This window comes from Gemmata sp. SH-PL17, assembly GCF_001610855.1.
Taxonomy (GTDB): Bacteria; Planctomycetota; Planctomycetia; order Gemmatales; family Gemmataceae; genus Gemmata; species Gemmata massiliana.
Genome location: NZ_CP011271.1, coordinates 6,297,443 through 6,317,404, shown reverse-complemented (window position 1 = coordinate 6,317,404; position 19,962 = coordinate 6,297,443). Strand labels below are relative to the sequence as shown.

Sequence of the window (19,962 nt, the reverse complement as noted above, 5' to 3'; positions counted from 1 at the left end):
CGCACCGATGTCACTCTCGAAACGGCTCCACGATCTGAGTTTGAAGTGGAAGCTGACCGCCGCCCTGGTTCTGCTCGGACTGTTCCCGATGGTCGCGGTGATCTACGTGGCGGACGCGAACGCGCGCGGGGAGCTGGAGGACCGATCGGGGCGCCTGCTCGAGCAGCGCGCCGCGGGCACGATCGACAAGATCGAGCGGAACTTCTTCGAGCGGTACGGGGACGTTCAAGTGTTCGCGTTCAACCCGATGGCCCAGGGTGCCCCGGGCGAGGTGACCGCCGCCGCGAACTACTACACGAAAACCTACGGCCTGTACGACCTGATGGTCGTCGCCGACGCGAGCGGAAAGGTGATCGCGGCCAACACGGTCACCGGTGACGGCAAGGCGCTCGACACGTCCGCACTCGTCGGCCGGGACGTCAAGAACGAGGAATGGTTCCAGGCCTGCATAAACGGGCGGGTGCCGGACGGCGAGAGCTACGCGCAAGACGTGCGCGAGGACAAATGGGTCGCCGAAATGTACCGGCACCGCGGGATGGCCGTCAGCTTCTCCGCGCCGGTCCGGGACAAGGCCGGAAAAGTCGTGCGCGTGTGGTCGAACCGGGTCTCGTGGGCGCGGGCCGTTGAGCCGATCATGCAAGAGGTCCGCAATTCGAGCAAGGGGATGGAAACGCAACTCATCTCGAAGGCCGGGGTGCTGTTGGACGACTACGACCCGAAAGCGGTACTCGCCCTCAACCTGCGCGAGCTCGGCCTGAAAGCGGCGGCGCTCGCCGCCGAGGGGAAAACGGGGTTCGTTGTCGAAGAACACAAGCGCCGCAAGGTGCCACAGATCAACGCCTACGCCGCGTCGAAGGGGTACTCGAACTACAAGGGGTTCGGCTGGAGCGTCCTCGTGCGCCAGGACGAGAGCGAGGTGCTGACCGCCGCGGCCGCGACCCGGCTCCAGTTGCTGGCGATGGCCGGGGCCGGGACCGCGATCCTGTTCGGCGTCGCCCTGTGGCTGGGCGCCACGGTCGCGCGCCCGATCCGCAAGATCATGGTGTCGCTGGGAGAGGTCGCCCAAGGGGATCTGACCCCGCACGCGGACGTGAAGGGCCGGGACGAGGTGGGCCAAATGGCCGAGGCGTTCAACGCCACGGTCCGGGGCATCCGAACGGCCCTCCAGCAAGAAAAAGTGAGCTGGGAGGCCGTGGGCAAGCAGCGCGAGCAGAACGCGGATTTCGCGGGCCAGATCGCGGCCGTCAGCAAGGCCCAGGCGGTCATCGAGTTCAAACTCGACGGGACCATCGTGAGCGCCAACGAGAACTTCCTGCGCACGGTGGGGTACCACCTGTCCGAGATCCAGGGCCGGCACCACAGCATGTTCGTCGAACCCGCGTTCGCGTCGAGCCCCGAGTACCGGGACTTCTGGGCCAAACTGAACCGCGGGGAGTACGCGGCGGCCGAGTTCAAGCGCGTGGGCAAGGGCGGTAAGGAGGTCTGGATTCAGGCCTCGTACAACCCGATCCTGGACCTCAACGGCAAGCCCTACAAGGTGGTCAAGTACGCGACCGACATCACCGCGGCCAAGAAACTCGAACAGAAGATCCACGAGGACGCGGCCGAATTGCAACACAAGGTCGCGGCGATCACGACGTCGGTGACCGCGATCGCCGCGGGCGACTTTACGCAACACGCCCCGGACCTGGGGACCGACATTGTGGGGCAGATGGCTGCGGCCCTGAACGAGGCCGTGGTGTCGGTGCGGACCGCCCTGGAGGGGGTGCGCGAAGTGTCCGTGCAACTCGCAGATGCGTCGAGCCAACTCTCGGGAGCCAGTGAAGAAATCTCGACGGGCGCCCACGAGCAGGCGAGCAGCCTCGAAGAGACGGCGAGTGCGCTGGAGGAGATCACCGCGACGGTGAAGCAGAACTCGGACAGCGCGCAGCAGGCGCGTCAGTTGGCCAGTCACTCGAAGGAAGTGGCCGAGAAGGGTGGCCAGGTGGTGGGTAGTGCAGTGGGCGCGATGAGCGCGATTAATCAGTCGTCGAAGAAGATCGCGGACATTATTACGACGATTGATGAGATCGCGTTCCAGACGAACCTGTTGGCGCTGAACGCGGCGGTGGAAGCGGCGCGCGCGGGTGAGCAGGGTCGGGGTTTCGCGGTGGTGGCGTCGGAAGTGCGGAACCTGGCCCAGCGGAGTGCGACGGCGGCCAAGGAGATCAAGGGGTTAATCGAGGACTCGGTGAAGAAGGTGGACGCGGGCACCGAACTCGTGAACCAGTCCGGCTCGACGCTGGGTGACATCGTGACGAGTGTGAAGCGGGTTACGGACATCATCACGGAGATCGCGGGCGCCAGTAAGGAACAGTCGGTGGGTATCGACCAGGTGAACAAGGCGGTGTCCCAGATGGACACCGTGACCCAGCGCAACGCTTCACAAACCGCGGAACTGTCGGCGACGGCGCAAACCCTGACGGAACAGGCCTCGCACCTGCGCGACCTCGTCTCGCGCTTCAAACTGAGCGACGATCACACCGTTTCGCGCCCCGTGCCCAAGCGCACGCACACGAAGGGCGCCGCGCCCAAGCCCCGGCCCGCGGTGGCCCGGGCCACCAACGGCCCGCGCTCCAACGGCCGCACTCACGAACTCGACCGCCTCGGTACCGACGACAGCGACGGGTTTACCGAATTCTGATCGATAATTACTCCGCGCACCGTGCGGTACGCGGTCCGACGCTCATCCAGTGCAAGTGATGCGAGATCGAGATGGCTAGTCAAAGTGCTTTGACGTGGGTCCGGAACCAGGGAATCGCGGCGAAAGTCCTCGTTCCCGTGGCGCTCGTCGTGGGTATCACCACGGCCGCGGTCGTTTACCAGACCTGGCACGGCACCCGGGACGAGACGATCACGAACAGCGTCGCGAGTGCGCGCGGCACCATCGAACAGTTCAAGGCACTGCGGGCTTATTACACGAACAACGTAGTCCAGAAGGTCAACGCCGGGTCCAAGCTGCGCGTGTCCCACGACCACAAAGAGAAAACCGACACGATCCCCCTGCCCGCCACCCTCATTCACGATTTGAGCGCGGAGATTTCCCAGAAAGAGGGCGGTCTGAAGCTGCGGCTGTACAGCGAGCACCCGTTCCCCAACCGGAACGATCGCGCGCTCGATTCGTTCGGTAAGGACGCCCTGGCGCACTTCAAGGCGAACCCGCAAGCCGAGACGTTCACCCGAGTCGAGCCGCTGAACGGCGAGGAAACGGTCCGGGTCGCGATCCCCGATCGCATGACCAGTCAGGCGTGCGTGACCTGCCACAACCAGCACCCGGCCAGCCCCAAGAAGGACTGGCAACTCGGCGACGTGCGGGGCGTTCTGGAAACGGACGTCCCAATCGGGAAGCAACTGGCCCATTCGTCCCAACTCGCCACGCAAATTAGCGGCACCGTCATCGGCGGGAGCACGGTAATTCTGGGCGTCGTCGCGTTCTGCTTGTGGGGCGTGCGCCGCGGGCTCAGTAACACCGCCCGGGTGCTCGACGCGGTCGGGTCCGGGGACCTGACGCAGCGCGCGGAGGTCACGAGCGGCGACGAGGTCGGGCGCCTGGCCGCGGCTCTGAACGCGGCGATCGGCAACATGCAGGCCAACGTCACGGACATGACCCGCGTGCAGGCCATGCTCGATTCGGCCCCGATCAACGTGATGTTCGCGGACCGCGAGTTCAAGATCCGTTACGCCAACGCCTCGACGTTTAAAACACTGCGCGGGGTCGAGCACCTGTTGCCGATCAAGCCGGACCAGTTGCTCGGCCAGTCCATCGACATCTTCCACAAGCGCCCCGAGCACCCGCGGCGCTTGGTCGGCGATCCGAAGAACCTGCCCCACTCGGCGAACATCCAGCTCGGTACCGAGACACTGGAACTGAACCTCAGTCCGGTGTTCGACCAGAAGCGCAACTACATCGGGGCGATGGTCACCTGGGCCGTCATCACCGAGCGCCTCGCGCTGGAGAAGCAAGTTAAGGAGAGCGCCGAGCGCAGCGCGGCGCAGGCGACCGAACTGCAACACAAGATCTCCACCATCGTGACCTCGGTCGGAGCGATGGCGGCGGGTGACTTCACGCAGCAAGTTCCGGACCTGGGTACCGACGCGGTGGGCCAAATGGCCGGTTCGCTGAACAAGGCGATCGTGTCCGTTCGGAGTGCCCTGGAGGGCGTGCGCGAGGTGTCCGAGCAACTCGCCGACGCTTCGACCCAACTGTCCGCGGCCAGCGAGGAGATCTCGACGGGCGCTCAGGAGCAGGCGAGCAGCCTGGAGGAAACGGCGAGCACGCTCCAACAGATTACGAGCACGGTGCGCCAGAACTCGGACAGCGCGCAACAGGCGCGCCAACTCGCGAGCAACTCGAAGGAAGTGGCCGAGAAGGGCGGCCAGGTGGTGGGGAACGCGGTGGGCGCGATGAGCGCGATCAACGGTGCGTCGAAGAAGATCGCGGACATTATTACGACGATTGATGAGATCGCGTTCCAAACGAACTTGTTGGCGCTGAACGCGGCGGTGGAAGCCGCACGAGCCGGAGAACAGGGGCGCGGGTTCGCCGTCGTCGCCTCCGAAGTCCGCAACCTCGCTCAACGCTCCGCGACCGCGGCCAAGGAAATCAAGGATCTGATCGAGGACTCGGTCAAGAAGGTCGACGCGGGCACCGAACTCGTCAACCGCTCGGGTTCGACCCTGGGCGACATCGTGACGAGCGTGAAGCGCGTAACGGACATCATCACCGAGATCGCGAGCGCGAGTAAGGAACAGTCCACGGGTATCGATCAGGTGAACAAGGCGGTGTCCCAGATGGACACCGTGACCCAGCGCAACGCGGCCCAGACAGAAGAGATGTCGGCAACGGCGCAGACGCTCACCGACCAAGCCGCGCAGCTCCGCGAACTCGTCGCGCGCTTCAAGCTCACCGACACGGCGCCGCGTGTCGCTCACAAGCCGGCGTCCAAGGGGCCACGGTCCGCGCACTCGGGCACCAAGCCCCGCCCCGCGGTCACACGCGCGCTCAAGAACAACAAACACACGGGTGGTAACGGCAACGGGCACACCCACGAACTCGATCGCCTCGGTAACGACGACAACGACGGGTTCACCGAATTCTGATCGATAATTGTTTTGTTCACCGGTTGTTAGATATTTAACCCACTTAACGTCTCGGCCCGCATAGATTGGAGGTCGAAATCGCCCTCGCGGTTGGGGCAGAGGAGGTATCCCGTGTTTGCCTGGTTCTCAACAACTTCGCCCTCCATCCGAACCAAACTGTTCGGGTTCGCGGGTATTTGCGTACTCGCGCTCGTGGCCGTGATCGGGCTCGCGGTTCACCTCACCCGCCAGGGGCGCGACATCGCGGCCCGCGAGTGCGGAACCCTCAGTTCCCAGGACATGGCCCACACCCTCGACGGGACGTACAACCTCTGCCTGCCCCAGCAAGAGTGCCTGGACCAGATGACGACCGCGGCACTCAAGGTCACGGACCACCTGGTCGAAGACGTCGGCGGGGTGCGCCCGTCGCCGGACGAAACGGTGGAGTGGACCGCGGTCAACCAGCTCTCGGGCCAATCGGCCAAAGTCGTGATTCCCAAAATGATGTTCGGGGACCGGTGGGTCGGTCAGAACCGGGATCTGAACGTCCCGAACCGGCTCGTGGACGACGTCCGCGCACAAACGGGGTTCCACTGCACCCTGTTCCAGCGCATGAACGCGACGGGCGACATGCTGCGCGTCAGTACGACGCACCCGACGGCCAACGGGGTCCGGGCGAGCGGCACGTTCATCCCCCGGACCAACCCGGACGGGAACCCGAACCCGGTCGTCGCCAGCTTGCTCTCCGGGAAAACGTACCGGGGCCGCGCGCGCGTGCTGAACGCCTGGTACATCACCGCGTACAAGCCGCTCGTGAACGCGGAGGGGGCGGTGATCGGGGCCGTGTACGTCGGCATCCCCCAGGAGAACGTCCCCGGGCTGCGGGCCGCGATCCGAAAGGTCGAGGTCGGGGCGAGCGGGCGGGCGTTCGTGCTCGACACCCCCGGAACGTGGATCATTTCGTCCACCCCGTCGGACGAGGGCCGGAACGTTTTCGCCGCCGGCGCGTCGGACAAGGACACCGCGCTGCGCGAGGTCTGTGAGCGCGCGCGGGCGCTGAAATCCGGAGAAACGGCCGAGAAGGTGTGTGAATGGACCGAGGGCGGAACGAAGCGCACGCAGGTCGTTCGGTTCGCCTACTTCGCGCCGTGGGACTGGGTCATCGGGGTCTACATGCCCCAAGACGAGATCCGGGCCGGCGAGCGCCGGATGAGCGAAATGGGCGACCGGACCCAGACGCAACTGGCGCTGGTCGGGGGGCTGGCCGCGCTCGTGACCCTGTGCTGCGCCGCGTGGCTCGCGCGGTCACTCACCCGGCCCATCGGCCGCACGATGAGCGTGCTCGAAGCGGTCGCGCACGGCGATCTCACGCGGACCGCGGAAGTGACGACCCGTGACGAGGTGGGTCGTATGGCGGTGGCCCTGAACACGGCGATCGTGGCCCTTCGTGACGCGGAGGTCCAGAAGCGCGAGGCGGCGGAGCGCGAGGCCCGTGAGGGCGCGGTGCGCGAGCGCGAGAAGACGGAACAGGTGCGGCGCGAGGCCGAGCAGGTGCAGCGCGAAGCGGCCGAGCGCGACCGGGTCGCCGACGAGCTGCGGCGCAAGGTGGATCAAATTCTGGTGGGTGTGAACGCGCTCGCGGCGGGGGACTTCACGCAGCAGGTGCCGGACCTGGGGACCGATACTGTGGGCCAGATGGCGCGGTCGCTGAACAAGGCGATATTGTCGGTGCGGACGGCCCTGGAGGGGGTGCGCGAGGTGTCCGTGCAGTTGGCGGATGCGTCGGGGCAGTTGTCGAGCGCGACCGAGGAGATCTCGATGGGCGCCCAGGACCAGGCGAGCAGCCTCGAAGAGACGGCGAGCAGCTTGGAGGAGATCACGGCGACGGTGAAGCAGAACTCGGACAGCGCGCAGCAGGCGCGCCAGTTGGCGAGTAGCTCGAAGGAAGTCGCGGAGAAGGGCGGTCGCGTGGTGGGGAACGCGGTCGACGCGATGAGCGAGATCAATCAGTCGTCGAAGAAGATCGCGGACATCATTACGACGATCGACGAGATCGCGTTCCAGACCAACCTGTTGGCGCTGAACGCGGCGGTGGAAGCGGCCCGTGCGGGTGAGCAGGGGCGCGGGTTCGCGGTGGTGGCGTCGGAAGTGCGGAACCTGGCCCAGCGGAGTGCGACGGCGGCGAAGGAGATCAAGGGGTTAATCGAGGACTCGGTGAAGAAGGTGGACGCGGGCACGGAACTGGTGAACCGCTCGGGTTCGACGCTGGGTGACATCGTGACGAGCGTGGCGCGGGTGACGGCGATCATCACGGAGATCGCGACGGCGAGCAAGGAGCAGTCGGTGGGTATCGATCAGGTGAACAAGGCGGTGTCTCAGATGGACACGGTGACGCAGCGTAACGCGGCCCAGACGGAGGAGCTGTCGGCGACGGCTCAGACGTTGACGGACCAGGCGGGTCAGCTCCGCGACCTCGTCGCGCAATTCAAACTCAACGAGCACCCGGCCGCGACGTTCAAGACCGAGCGCTCCAAGCCTCGGCCCGCGGTCACGCGCGCCCTCAAGAACGGGCGCGGTAACGACGGCGGGTTCGCCGACTTTTGACGCACTTCGCCGTGAAAAATGAAGCGAGCGGTCGGGGACGTGCCCCGACCGCTCGTTACGTCGCGCGCTTCAACTTACCACTTGAGGCTGTACTGAGCGTACAGGAGCTCGACGTTGTTCGGGTTGCCGGTGCGCCGCCAGAACGAGCCCCCGAAGAACTTCGAGTACCCGAACATGAAGTCCTGGTGCGTGGAAAGGTGGACGGTGGCCAGGATGTCCATTTCTTGCCCCACTGCGTTCCCGGCCCGGCCGGTTGGGTCTTGCCGAATGATCTGCCCTCGCGTGTTGTACAACCCGTCCTTCACCGAATCGAGGTTGAAGGAGTGGTACTGGACGGACAGGTTCATCCACGGTTGTGGGCTGACGCTGAACTGGAAATTCAGGTCGTGGATGTTCTGACGAGCCACAAGGTCGATGTACCCGAAGTAATTGTGCGCCTGCGCGAACAGTTGATTGAAGGTGCGGTAACTCCCGGACCGACCGGTCGGGTCTTTGTCGCCGGAGGCGTAGTCGTAGTAAATCCAAAAGTGCGGGTTCCAGGGAAGGTTAGTGAACCGGTAGCCCAACCCGGCCACCAACATCTTGGCCAGTACGTGGCGCGACCCGCGCTCGCCGAACTGGACCGCGCCCTCGAAGTCGTAAAGGAACCGCTTGTCCACGTCACCGGTGTACCGGCTGCCGATAGTGTGAATGTCCCCGTTAGCGGTGGTCGTGTTCGCCTGCATCAAACCGAGGTAGTACAGGTCGAAGAACGTCCCCGCTTTTGGCCGGTAGGTGCTCCAAAGCCCGACGAAGTTGCGGTTGTTGTCCACCGAGTCCGCTTTAGAGTCGTTGGGGATGACGGGCTGTACCCAGAAGGCGTCTACGCTCCACTGATCGCTCGACCAGAACGCCTTCGCCCCCTGGAACGTCCGGCGCGTTTGGCCCCAGTCGGGCGGGGAGACTAGGCGCTGGGAACCGTAGAGGAGTTCCTGCCGACCGACGCGAACGGACAGGGGGCCGCCGAACGGGTTCCCCACCTTGGCTTCCACGAATGCGTTCTGGATATCCGGGCCGCTCTCATCGGTCGGGCCCGGGGCCAACCGGTTCCCGTAGACCTGCGTGTCCATGAACTCGACGAACACCCGGTACTCGTCCTTGTACCAGAAGTCCCCATACGCCCGCACGCGGAACAGGTCGTAGAAGTTGTTTCGGCCCGTGCCCCGGCTGCTCAGCTCGTTCATGTACCGGTAGCGCACTTCCCCACCGGTCGAGAACAGGAAGTTGTCTTCCGGCCCGAAGTGGACCCGCTTGTAAGCGTCGGCCCAGTCGTGCTGTGTGTTCTTCGGGTCATCCAGGTAGCGGAAATCGAAGTCGAAGTAGGGGGTGGAGTTCAAGCTCCACGGGCCATACGGCTGCTTCGGGCGCTCGTCCCGGTAGTTCCCCTCGATGACGTCGCGCAGCGAGTAGTACCCGGGACCGCCCGACGGGACCGTCGTTCCCGTCCACCACCCGGTCGGGGGGCGCTTGGCGACGACCGGAACTTTCGACCAGTCCACTTTCTTCTTCTCTTCGGGCGCTTTGGCGGCCGGCGCCGCGGGTGCTGCTCCCGGGGCAGCGGCACCAGGGGCAGCGGCTCCCGGAGCTGTAGGGGCCGCTCCCATCGGTTCCGTGCTGGGGCCGGCACCCGGCGCCTCCGGGAGCGCGGGTAGTTCGCCGGGCACCGGCGCCCCGGGCTGCTGGGCGTTGGCCCGTGCGAACGCGAAAAGGGCACACCCGAGCACTACCGCCCCGAGTAATCGTGATGGAGAACGGGGGGCTGGAAGGTCTAAAAGTGGAGGCGTGGGCATATCGGAACACCTTTGCGAGTGCTGAATGTCTCGAACCGAATGCGAGTAGTCGCGTTTCGTAAAACCGGACGGTTCGTACCGTTTTGTGAACCCGTCGCTGCAAATCCGTCCTCAATCGTACCGATCTTTAACAGAAAACTGAGAGCGGACCGGAATTCTGGGTCGTTCACGTAAAAGATAAAAACCGGGACGATGATAAAAATCGGCACAGCGTTCGTCCCGCTCTAGATTTTTTGTGCAGGGTTGCCCAGTCGCGAAGCGTGTTCCAAAGTTTCGCTGAGTATTAAGCAATTCCTTCGGAAATGTTGCGATAAGTGAGTTGATTGGCTGGAGAACCCCCCAGCTCCACCCTAACCCCCCGCCCGGGCGAGGATTTGATGCTACGGCTCGTCTCGCGAGTGAATATCGGCCCCCGCCTGATCGCGGGGTTCCTGATCGTCACCGTTGCCTGCTTCATGGTCGGGCTCCGCGGGCTGGCCGCTAACGCAGAAACGAACACGGCCCTCGACAACACCTCCGGGAACCTGCTCCCGTCCGTCATCAACCTGGACACGATCCGCACCGCAGCGGTCGCGGCGCAGCGGTCCGAGCGCACGCTGGTCCTCGCCGTCATGCGCAAGGACATGAAGCGGTGCCAGGACCTGTACGGCCGGATCGACGAGGGGTGGCGCGACATCGATAAGGGGATGTCCGCGTATGCCGTACTACCGATGGAAGACGAAGAGGCGGGCCTCTACCGGGAGCTCGTTGCGGCGCTGGCGGCGTGGAAGGTCGATTGCGACACGATCGTGCGGCACGCGAAAGCGGGCGACGCGAAAGCGGCCGAGGAAGCGTGCATGCGCGAGTGGGCCAGTTCCGCCGGGAAGCTGAACAGCACGCTGACCCAGATGATGAACGTTCAACAAAAGATGGCCGAGCGCGAGCGGACGACGTCCCGCGAGCGCTACGTCGCGCTGCGGGCGGAAATGTGGATCGTGTTGGGTGTGGTGACGGCCGCGGCCATCGGGCTCGGGTTCCTCCTGTCCGCGTCGGTCACGCGCCCGCTCGGCGACACGGTTCGGGTGCTGGAAACGGTGGCCCACGGGGATCTCACCCCGACGGCCGCGGTGACGACGCGGGACGAGGTGGGTCGTATGGCGGTGGCCCTGAACACGGCGATCGTGGCCCTTCGGGACGCGGAGGTTCAGAAGCGCGAGGCGGCGGAGCGCGAGGCCCGTGAGACGGCGGCCCGCGAGCGCGAGAAAGCGGAGCAGCAGCGGCGCGAGTTGGAGAAGGAGCACGCGGAGGCGGCCGAGCGCGATCGCGTGGCGGCAGAGTTGCGTGCCAAGGTGGACCAGATGCTCGTGGGCGTGAACGCACTGGCGGCGGGCGACTTCACGCAGCAGGTGCCGGACCTGGGCACGGACGCGGTGGGCCAGATGGCGCGGTCGCTGAACAAGGCGATATTGTCGGTGCGGACGGCCCTGGAGGGGGTGCGCGAGGTGTCCGTGCAGTTGGCGGATGCGTCGGGGCAGTTGTCGAGCGCGACCGAGGAGATCTCGATGGGCGCCCAGGACCAGGCGAGCAGCCTCGAAGAGACGGCGAGCAGCTTGGAGGAGATCACGGCGACGGTGAAGCAGAACTCGGACAGCGCACAACAGGCGCGCCAGTTGGCGAGCAGCTCGAAGGAAGTGGCCGAGAAGGGCGGTCAGGTAGTGGGCAACGCGGTGGGCGCGATGAGCGCGATCAACGAGTCGTCGAAGAAGATCGCGGACATCATTACGACGATCGACGAGATCGCGTTCCAGACGAACCTGCTGGCGCTGAACGCGGCGGTGGAAGCCGCACGAGCGGGTGAACAGGGGCGCGGGTTCGCGGTGGTCGCAAGTGAAGTGCGGAACCTGGCCCAGCGGAGCGCGACGGCGGCGAAGGAGATCAAGGGGCTGATCGAGGACTCGGTGAAGAAGGTCGACGCGGGTACCGAACTGGTGAACCGCTCGGGTTCGACCCTGGGGGATATCGTGACGAGCGTGGCGCGGGTGACGGCGATCATTACGGAGATCGCGGGCGCGAGCAAGGAGCAGTCGGTGGGTATCGATCAGGTGAACAAGGCGGTGTCCCAGATGGACACGGTGACCCAGCGCAACGCGGCCCAAACAGAAGAGCTGTCGGCCACGGCCCAGACGCTGACGGACCAGGCGGGTCAGCTCCGCGACCTCGTCGCCCGGTTCAAACTCAGCGAAGAACACGCCGTGCCGAAATCGACCCGGGGCCGCGGTCCGGCTCCCAAGTCTCGTCCGGTGAGTGCTCGTGCGGCGGTCGGTTCCAGCGACGATGGGTTCGCGGAGTTTTGATAGCAGTTCTCCCGGCCGCACCCCGATCGGGAGCGCGCGGCCGGATCGTGTGGTACTGGTTGTTCATCTCCTCATCCGATTGTGAGTACGCCCGTGGCTCAACGACACGACTCCGAAGGTTCCCCGAACGGACCCGCGATGCGCGAAGAAGAGTTCGCCGCGATCCGCCAGTACCTCTACGACGAGACGGGGATCTCTCTGAGCGCCGGGAAGCGGGACATGGCGTGCTCCCGGCTCGCGAAGCGCTTGCGGCACTTCGGGCTGAACTCGTACAGCGCGTACCTGCGGAAGGTCCAGGACGGCGACCCGCCCACCGAGCGCCAGGAGTTCATCAACTGCCTCACCACCAACAAGACCGACTTCTTCCGCGAGCCGCACCACTTCGACTTCCTGCGCGACACGGTGATCCCGCAGCTCCGCGCGAGCGGGCGCAAGCGCCTGCGGCTCTGGTGCGCGGCGAGCTCGACCGGTGAGGAGCCGTACACACTGGCGATGACCCTGCGCGAGCACTGCCCGGCCTCCGAGGGCTGGGACGCGCGCATCCTCGCGTCGGACATCGACACCTCGGTCCTCGCGCACGCGGAGCGCGGCGTGTACGACCTGGACCGGGCCGGGGACATCCCGCCCGCGATGCTGCACAAGTACTTCCTCCGGGGCACCGGCGCGAAGGCCGGGAAGATCTCGGCCCGCCCCGAGCTGCGCGAGCTGCTCACGTTCCGCCAGATCAACCTGATCGAGGAGCCGTGGCCGATCCGCGCCCAGTTCGACGTGATCTTCTGCCGCAACGTGGTGATCTACTTCGACCGCGACACCCAGCACAAGCTCCTGACGCGGTTCGCCGCGCAACTCGACCCGAACGGGTTCCTGTTCCTGGGGCACTCCGAGAACATCCACTGGCTCGCGGACACGTTCGCCCCGCTCGGGTCCACCGTGTACAAGATGCGCGGGGGGACCGACACGCCCCCGCCGGCGCGCACGCTGCCCCGGTCCGCGGCGCGCCCCGAAGCGGCCCCGCGCCCAGCGCGCCGGCCCCGGCTCCGGTCTCGGGGGCTAAGGAAGACGAGTACAACATCATTCTCGGCGACGTCCAGGCGACGCGCGGCCCGGCCGTCATCAAGACGCTGCTCGGCTCGTGCGTGGCCGCGTGCCTCTACGACCCGGAAACGGGCGTCGGTGGGATGAACCACTTCTCGCTCCCGGGCTCGTCCGACGAGGGCACCAGCGCCCGGTACGGCGCGCACGCGATGGAGCTGCTGGTCACGGCGATCATGAAGAAGGGCGGGGACCGGAACCGGCTCCGCGCAAAAGTGTTCGGCGGCGGGAAGGTGCTGGACGTGGCGTCCGAGCACCTGAACGTCGGGGCGCGCAACGCCGAGTTCGTGCTCAAGTACCTGGAGGCCGAGGGCATCCCGATCGTGGGGCAGTCGCTCGGGGGCAACCGCGGGCGCCTGGTCCGGTTCCGCCCGCACACCGGCCAGGCGATGGCCAAGCACCTCGCCGGGCGCGAGCAGAACCAGGTGGCGGAGAACGAAACGAAGTTCGGGCGCGAGCTGAACCAGCGCGTCGAGACCCCGCCGGACGACGGGATCACCCTCTTTTAAAAGCAAGGCGGCACCGTGGCAAAGACGAAAGTGCTGGTGGTCGACGACTCGGCCCTCATGCGGCAACTGATCACCGAGATCCTGCGCTCCGACCCCGAACTCGAAGTGGTGGGCTCGGCCGGTGATCCCTATGCGGCGTGGGACAAGATCAAGCAGGTCTCCCCGGACGTGCTCACCCTGGACGTCGAGATGCCGCGCATGGACGGCCTCACGTTCCTGGAGCGCATCATGGGGCACCGGCCGATCCCCGTGGTGATGGTGTCGTCGCTCACCGAGCGCAACTGCGACACCACGTTCCGCGCCCTCGAGCTGGGGGCGGTGGACTTCGTCACCAAGCCGAAGCTCGACGTCGCGACCAAGACCATCGCGCTGGCGGGCGAGCTGGTCACGAAGGTGAAGGCGGCGAGCCGGGCGCGGGTGCGCCCCGGGCCCGCGCGCCGCGGCGAGCCCGGCCGTCCGCACCGCGGGCGCGGGCGGGCTGCGGACCACGCACAAGGTGATCGCGATCGGGGCCTCGACCGGCGGGTGCGAGGCGATCGCGACCGTGCTCGGCGGGATGCCCGCGGACGCGCCCGGCATCGTGTCCGTGATCCACATGCCCGAGGGGTTCACCAAGTCCTTCGCGGCCCGGCTCGACCGGAGCTGCGCGGTCCGCGTGTCCGAGGCCCGGGACGGGGACCGGGTCGTACCCGGGCACGCGCTGATCGCCCCGGGCGGGTACCACCTGGAGGTGGCCCGGAGCGGCGCCATGACCACGGTCCGGGTGCGCCCGGGAGAACCGGTAAATCGCCACCGCCCGTCCGTTGATGTGCTATTTAACTCGTGTGCCCGCGAACTCGGTCCCAACGTGACCGGGGCCATCCTGACCGGGATGGGGGACGACGGCGCCCGCGGGCTGGTCGCCATGCGCCGGGCCGGGGCGCGCACCTACGCCCAAGACGAGGCCACGTGCGTCGTGTTCGGGATGCCCAAAGAGGCCATCGCGATGGGCGGGGCCGACGAGGTGCTCCCGCTCACGAGGGTCGCGGAACACCTGCTCCGCAGCGCGGCGATGATTAGCTGACGCCGCCCCACAAAAATCCGGCCGGCGCGCTCCCGCCCGGCCCGTTCGGTCGCCCGAACACCAGGTCCCGCGAGCCGGAACCGGAGCAAAAAAGCCGACGAATGGTTCGATGATAGACGGGGGGTCCGGAGTGCCCATTGTCGCCCCGCCCCTTCACACAACACCTTAAGTTTTACCCCTGACCCACACAACGAGGAGAATCTCATGTCGACGTTACGCGCCCTGGTGGTGGACGACTCCCGCATCATGCGCAACATGGTGATGAACGCGCTGAAGCAGTCCCGGTTGGCCACGTTCGAGTTCACCGAAGCGTCGGACGGGGCCGACGCCCTGACCAAGTTCGACCCCACGAAGTTCGACATCTGCTTCGTGGACTGGAACATGCCCAACATGAACGGGGTCGAGTTCGTCAAGAAGGCCCGCGCCGGCGGCACCGCGTTCCACATCCCGATGGTCATGGTGACCAGCGAACAGACGATGGCGAAGATCGAAGAGGCCCTCAACCAGGCCGGCGCCGACTCGTTCATCTGCAAGCCGTTCACCCCGGACGACATGCGCGTCAAGCTCGAGAAGCTCGTGAACAAGGTGCTCAAGACCAAGACTCCGGCCGAGCAGCAATCGGGTGGCGGGTTCTTCGGTGGCCTGTTCAGCTAAGGAATTGGCCCCGCGCGCGGCGCAGAGCGCCGCGCTTTTTAGAACCCACCCGGAGACGATTACATGGCCGAGACTCTCGCTGCCGCGCTGGTGTTCCCGCCCGTGGTGAGCAAGGCCGTTGAAGAATCGGCGGCCGCGTTCTTCAAGTCCTCGTGCAACATGACCCACGTCCCCAACGGGACCGTGGACGAGAACGACCTGGGTGCCGCGGGCATCATGAGCACCATTTCGTTCATGGGCGACCCGCCGTGGGCGTTCGCGATGGCGTTCCCGGAGGAATCCGCGGTCACGGTCGCGAAGGTGTTCGCCGGGTTCGAGATCGAGTTCGATAGCCCCGACATGGGCGACCTGGTCGGGGAGATCGCCAACGTGATCGCCGGGGACATTACCGCCCGGCTCCACCGGAAGGGGATCAAGGCCCCGATGTCGCTGCCGACGGTGGTGCGCGGGAGCAACGTCTCCCTGCTCACACCGCCCGGCGGATCCTCGACCCGACTCGTGTACGCGGGTCCGGGCGGAACGTGCTGGTTCAACCTCGTGGGAACCCGCACCGACGGCATCAATTTCCGGCGCCCCGGAACGTGATCGAAGAACGCACCTTGTTGAAGACCGTGATAGCAAAACGGGCACGAGTTCGGTTCCAGGATTGAAACTGTAGCTGCAAGTGCCCCCTGCTGAACCGCGAACCATCGCCTTACCCGCCGGGACCGGCGATCGTCGCACCAGACTTAATCGAAGCACCGCACCGACTCCACTTCTTGCTCGATCCCCTCCGAACGACAAGCAACTCACGCTAACAAACGCTCACAACTTGCCCCCGCGCCTTCATCGAACGTGATTCGTGCTAACTACTTGTATCGCAATGGCTTCGGCAGGTGTTCCTGCCTCGTGACTTGCTTACAACTGCTAACATTCTGCCACATCGTACTCGCCCGTTCGGGCAACCAACTACCGCGCTAAGTGTGTAACGGCGATTAGCGGGTTCACCGCTCAGCTCACACCGGCCGTTCGACCGGAAATCGACCACTGTGAAAAGTGGTTTTGATAAATTGTATACTAGTGGACAAAGTGTTAAAAATAAAATTGGCAGAAAAGTAGTGCCGCCAAGTGTGAAGCGGGCCGGTGGCGAGTTGTTGGTGAACCCCGCCCATGAGGGCGGTTGGTAGTAGCGGCCCGTTGAGTCGAACTTTTACCCGCTCAGGATTTAACCTTCCTCTTGCGAACGGCTTTGGCCTTCTCCACGGGCGGCCCAATGGCGACCTGAATGAACTTACCACGCCCCCCGGGACCGGCCTTTGGAGACTTCGTGCGAACCGCTCCGGGCGCCTTGCCGACGAGAGCTTCGACCGATCCTTCGTCCGAGGGAACCACGAAAGAAACGCGCCCCCCTAAAGCGAAAAAAGCCTTCGCGATTTGATCGAGAGACACTTCTTTCGCGGCGGCCTCGATCAGAGCCACGCGAGGTTGTGTCGTGGAGATTCGTTTCCCCAGGTCCGATTGGTTGAGCCCTTGCCGCTCACGGAGCCGCTTCGTTTCTCCCGCCAGGTGCTGCCGGATCTCGATCAACTCTCGCTCGGCGGCATTCAGTTGCAGGAACTCGGTCGCGTCGCCGAATTTCCAACCGTGGGACTCCAGATTCGCCCTTTTCTCAGCGTCCATTTATTTCACCCCTTCTTGTCACCCTTCCGCGCCTTTTGCTCCCGGTCGTACCGCTTCGCCCGTTGCTCGCACCGCTCGAACGATTTCTTTTGCTCCGCGCCGCTCGTCTTCTTGAACACGTCCAAAATCACAACGGCGTCCGAGTCGGCCCGGTACACAATGCGCCAGTTGCCGCGCTCGTCGCGCACCCTCAGTTCGTGAAACCCCTTGCCCACTTTCGGGAGCGGCCTCGAATGCGGCAGCTTCAGTTTTTCGCCCTTCTGCAACCGCTCCAGGAGCAAAAAAGCCTCGACCTTCCCCTCCGAAGCAAGCGGGGGCGACCCGATCTCCTCGCCGAGCCAGACGAGGGGCTTGCGGGCGGTACTCATCACCGAATGATATGCCGAATCCGATATAAACACAACCGCGGTAACCCGGCCCAGCAGGGCCGTTTAATATGGGGATGTGGGCCGGTATGGGGCGCCCGCGTGGTAGCGGTTGTTGGTGAACCCCGCCCTTGCGGGCGGGTCGTTCGGCTCACCTTGTTCGGTAGCCGCACAAGGGCGGCACCCACCGCCCTTGCGGGCGGGGTTCACCACAACCAGCCACTACGGGTTTCGCGCTCTCAATAACTCTGTCTTCGGTCTTATCCGGTTGATCCTGTTAATCCTGTCAAAAAATGCTCCGAGCTTTTGCATTCCGTCGGCTCGCACGAGCGGGTAGGGAGATTCGCGCCGAGAATTTCGCGAACCTCGTTTGCCGGCCTCTGTCCATTATTCCGAACGCCACGAGCGGGTCGCACCCAACGCGACGAGCTTACAAACACAATCCCTTGCTCAGGGAGAGGTCACAGGTTCGACTCCTGTTCCGTCCACTTACGGGCGGATAGCTCAGTGGTAGAGCGCTCAGTGCCAATTGCTCGCACAACTCGTGCGGCGCGCTCGCGGTGTTCACTTGCACTTATTCGGGTACAGCCCGTACCCCACTGTGGAAGCGTACAAACAGTTAACCCGACGGTCGCAGGTTCGACTCCTGCCCCCGCGCCCTCAAAAGCGTGAGGTAGCTCAGTGGGTAGAGCTTCGGATCAAGTTTTCACTGCTTCACGAACTCGTGCGGGCTTATTCTTTCAGATACTTCGGAGCGGCCGTGAAGCCCGGCTCTGCGGGCGGCAGGTCGCGAGGGCCGAGGAGACAATCCGTACCCCACAAGGAAAGCGTACAAACCCTCAGATTCAGCACGCGAAAGCGTATGCGGGTTCGAGTCCCGCCGTCGCCCGGGCACGGGCGATGTGGCGAAATGGCAAACGCACTGAATAAAAAGTTGAACCGCTTCCCGAACTTGTACGGACGATATTTTTCGACCACCACCGGCCGCTAACGCGGCCGTTTTCATTGGCACGCAGCGAGTTAGAAGGGGGCTCTCACATGACGATGACGAAGACCGAGGCGGATTTGCGGCTGTCGATGTTGAACAGCCTCCTCACCTGCCCGCACCGGAAGTTGGGGCTCGTTCACCCGCTGCACGCGGAACTCGTGAAGCAGGATCCGCGGTTCTACGTGCGCCTCGCGGCGTGGTACGCGGACCACGGGGACGTGCGCGACCACAAGGAAATGTTCATCGTCACGCTCGCGCTGAGCGACTTCCCGGGGCACCGCGACACCGGTCTGGCGATGCTGCGCGAGCTGCCGCCGTATCAGGTCGGCCGCGTCATCGATTTCATCCACGGCCGCAAGGAAGACGTTGCGATCGAAGTGGACCGCAAGCCGGACGACGTGCCGGCGTCCGCGTTCCGCCCGAAGGTCGACCGGAAGGCGTCGCGCGGCAAGAAGCCGGGCAAGCCGAAACTGGCTGAAGGTGGAACGGTTACGCTCACGGACACCTTCGGGCTGTTCCGCAACGTGCCGCGGTCGCTGAAGACGGAGGTCGTGCGCTACCTGCGCGAGCGTGAGGCGGACGCCGACTGGTTCGACTCCACCGCGATCACCGCGCGCAAGACGCTGAAGCGGCTCTACGCGCTTCTGCACGTCAAGCCGGGGCCGCGCGCGCAGGCCGTGTTGTTCGACGAGCGCCCGCCGGAGGGCTCGAAGCTCGCGGGCCTGAAGGATCTGGCGAAGGCCGAGACCGCGGACGAGCAGGCCAAGCTCATCGCGGCCCACAACGTCCCGTTCCGGGTGGCGATCGGGCTGGTGAAGGGGGTGACCCCGAAGGTGCTGACGGCGCTCGTGGGCCGGATGTCGCCGCAGGAGGTCATCAACAACCTCGACATGCTCCGCAAGCGCGGCGCGTTCGACGACGCCGGCGTGAAGGCGCTCATCGAGTCGAAGCTGGAGTCCGCGAAGACGGCGACCCGGGTCAGCGCGTTCAAGGCCGAGAAAGCGCTGGAGTCGGTCCCCGTGAGCGCGGCGGTCCGGCAGAAGCTCGAAGCGGTCGCCGACTCGCAGGTCAAGGCGCGCGGGCGGATCGCGCGGCCGACGGCGCTGCTGATCGACAAGTCCGGTTCGATGAGCCAAGCCATCGAAATCGGCAAGCGGCTCGGGTCGCTGTTGGCGGCGGTCGCGGACAAGGAACTGTTCGTGTACGCCTTCGACTCGATCGCGTACCCGGTCGAATCGGCCGGGCCGGAACTGTCCGCGTGGGAGCGAGCACTTACGGGCATCACGGCTGGGGGTAACACCTCGGTCGGGGTGGGCATCGACCAACTGCGCCGGAAGAAGCAGTTCGTCGAGCAGATCGTGATCGTCACGGACGAGGGCGAGAACGCGGAGCCGCGGTTCGTGCCGGCGCTGTTGAAGTACCGCGAGGAACTGAAGACCGATCCCACTATTTGCTTCGTGAAGGTTTCGGGGGCGACCTCGCAACTGGAGGACGAGTGCAAGAAGGCGGGGATCGCGGTGGACGCCTACCAGTTTAACGGGGACTACTACGCGCTGCCGAACCTGGTCCCGCTGCTCGCCCGCCCGAGCAAGCTGGAACTGCTCCAGGAAATCCTGGAGTACCCGCTCCCGGCCCGGCGCACGGAGTGATGCTTGGCCAAGACCAGGGGTTGAAACCCCTGGCTATTACCGGTGACCCCGTTGGGGTCCAAAAACCGACCAGGGTTGAAACCCCTGGTCGGGTCCGTT

At 65.2% G+C, this 19,962-nt stretch carries 12 protein-coding genes and 1 pseudogene; 10 read left to right on the top strand and 3 right to left on the bottom strand.

The window, feature by feature from the left end; genetic code table 11:
- The first annotated feature begins 7 nt into the window (after nucleotides 1-7).
- The 3 genes from VT84_RS25965 (at nucleotide 8) to VT84_RS25955 (ending at nucleotide 7,722) form a co-directional block, all read left to right on the top strand.
- Entirely contained in the window at nucleotides 8-2,683 is a 2,676-nt protein-coding gene (locus VT84_RS25965) for a methyl-accepting chemotaxis protein (RefSeq protein WP_157469835.1), read from the top strand.
- Nucleotides 2,684-2,754: 71 nt separating this feature from the next.
- Nucleotides 2,755-5,139 (top strand): methyl-accepting chemotaxis protein, encoded by a 2,385-nt coding sequence (locus VT84_RS25960; RefSeq protein WP_082841539.1) that lies wholly within the window; start codon nucleotides 2,755-2,757, stop codon nucleotides 5,137-5,139.
- Nucleotides 5,140-5,250: 111 nt separating this feature from the next.
- A complete protein-coding gene (locus tag VT84_RS25955) occupies nucleotides 5,251-7,722 on the top strand; it encodes a methyl-accepting chemotaxis protein (RefSeq protein ID WP_082841538.1) in 2,472 nt (823 codons plus the stop codon).
- A gap of 74 nt (nucleotides 7,723-7,796) precedes the next feature.
- On the opposite strand, the gene VT84_RS25950 is transcribed toward VT84_RS25955, so the two are convergent.
- Nucleotides 7,797-9,485 carry an alginate export family protein gene (locus VT84_RS25950; RefSeq protein WP_052561651.1) on the bottom strand — a complete coding sequence of 563 codons (1,689 nt, stop codon included), beginning with the start codon at nucleotides 9,483-9,485 and terminating at the stop codon, nucleotides 7,797-7,799.
- A 443-nt stretch (nucleotides 9,486-9,928) separates the two neighbouring features.
- Between VT84_RS25950 and VT84_RS42030 the strand changes: the two genes are divergently transcribed.
- The 6 genes and pseudogenes from VT84_RS42030 to VT84_RS25920 all read left to right on the top strand — a co-directional run bounded on the left by VT84_RS42030 (nucleotide 9,929) and on the right by VT84_RS25920 (nucleotide 15,787).
- Nucleotides 9,929-11,884, top strand: coding sequence for a methyl-accepting chemotaxis protein (locus VT84_RS42030; RefSeq protein ID WP_082841537.1), 1,956 nt, complete (start codon nucleotides 9,929-9,931; stop codon nucleotides 11,882-11,884).
- A 93-nt stretch (nucleotides 11,885-11,977) separates the two neighbouring features.
- Entirely contained in the window at nucleotides 11,978-13,066 is a 1,089-nt protein-coding gene (locus tag VT84_RS25940) for a CheR family methyltransferase (RefSeq protein WP_204249647.1), read from the top strand.
- Nucleotides 13,021-13,485 carry a chemotaxis protein CheD gene (locus tag VT84_RS25935; RefSeq protein ID WP_204249646.1) on the top strand — a complete coding sequence of 155 codons (465 nt, stop codon included), beginning with the start codon at nucleotides 13,021-13,023 and terminating at the stop codon, nucleotides 13,483-13,485. Before VT84_RS25940 ends, VT84_RS25935 begins: the two co-directional genes overlap by 46 nt.
- A gap of 57 nt (nucleotides 13,486-13,542) precedes the next feature.
- Nucleotides 13,543-14,548 (top strand): annotated as a pseudogene (locus tag VT84_RS42425) (chemotaxis response regulator protein-glutamate methylesterase).
- A gap of 204 nt (nucleotides 14,549-14,752) precedes the next feature.
- Nucleotides 14,753-15,202, top strand: a complete 450-nt coding sequence (locus tag VT84_RS25925; RefSeq protein WP_052561656.1) for a response regulator — start codon at nucleotides 14,753-14,755, stop codon at nucleotides 15,200-15,202.
- Nucleotides 15,203-15,265: 63 nt separating this feature from the next.
- Nucleotides 15,266-15,787: a chemotaxis protein CheX gene (locus VT84_RS25920; RefSeq protein WP_052561658.1), complete on the top strand. Its 522-nt coding sequence runs from the start codon at nucleotides 15,266-15,268 to the stop codon at nucleotides 15,785-15,787.
- A gap of 612 nt (nucleotides 15,788-16,399) precedes the next feature.
- Here the strand turns inward: VT84_RS25920 and VT84_RS25915 are convergent.
- Nucleotides 16,400-16,861 (bottom strand): helix-turn-helix domain-containing protein, encoded by a 462-nt coding sequence (locus tag VT84_RS25915; RefSeq protein WP_082841536.1) that lies wholly within the window; start codon nucleotides 16,859-16,861, stop codon nucleotides 16,400-16,402.
- A gap of 5 nt (nucleotides 16,862-16,866) precedes the next feature.
- On the bottom strand, nucleotides 16,867-17,229 hold the full coding sequence (locus VT84_RS25910; RefSeq protein ID WP_082841535.1) for a type II toxin-antitoxin system RelE/ParE family toxin: 363 nt from the start codon (nucleotides 17,227-17,229) through the stop codon (nucleotides 16,867-16,869).
- 1,035 nt (nucleotides 17,230-18,264) lie between these two features.
- Between VT84_RS25910 and VT84_RS25905 the strand changes: the two genes are divergently transcribed.
- Nucleotides 18,265-19,863, top strand: a complete 1,599-nt coding sequence (locus tag VT84_RS25905; RefSeq protein ID WP_239465474.1) for a hypothetical protein — start codon at nucleotides 18,265-18,267, stop codon at nucleotides 19,861-19,863.
- The last annotated feature ends 99 nt before the right edge of the window (nucleotides 19,864-19,962 follow it).